Origin of the sequence: Pseudomonas sp. HMWF021, assembly GCF_003061005.1 — a bacterium.
Classification (GTDB): domain Bacteria; phylum Pseudomonadota; class Gammaproteobacteria; order Pseudomonadales; family Pseudomonadaceae; genus Aquipseudomonas.
On sequence record NZ_QAIK01000170.1, the window covers coordinates 43,060 to 43,651 of the forward strand.

Annotated in this window: 1 protein-coding gene; it reads right to left on the minus strand. The window is 59.6% G+C overall.

All coding sequences use genetic code 11. The features are described 5' to 3' along the window. A partial coding sequence (locus DBR18_RS29885) for a calcium-binding protein (protein WP_371921151.1) occupies positions 1-592 on the minus strand: 592 nt, incomplete at both ends.

Consider the following 592-nt stretch of genomic DNA (forward strand, 5'->3'; position numbering starts at 1 on the left):
ATTGATGCTCACACCCACGGTGCTGTCGTCATAGGACACGATGTCCATGCCCGCGCCACCGAAGAACTGATCGGCACCGCCACCGCCCTGTAGCGTGTCGTTACCCGCGCCACCGGTGATGATGTTGTCGATGTCATTGCCTTTACCGCTGAAAGCACCCGTGCCGGTAAAGGTCATGCGCTCGATGTTCGCCGCCAGGGTGTGTTCCTTGTAGGTGACCCGCACTTCATCGTTACCGCCACCGACCTGCTCGATGGCCGTTACGCCGCCACCATTGACGTAGTAGATGTCGTCACCGGCGCCACCTTCGAAGGTCGCGTAGCTGATAGCCGCCGCAGTGAAGGTATCGTTGAACGCCGAACCGATGACTTTATCGATGTTGGTCAGGGTGTCGCCCTGTGCATCACCGCCGGTCGCCACTGAAGAGGTGCCCGGACGAATTTCGACGTTGACCGCTTCGGCAGACGCCGAGTAATCCACGGTGTCCCAGCCGATGCCGGCCCCACCGTCAAACGCAATCGCGCGGCTGTCGGCGAAAAACGTATCGTTGAATTTCGAGCCGGTGATCCCTTCGATGCTGTTGTAGACGTCA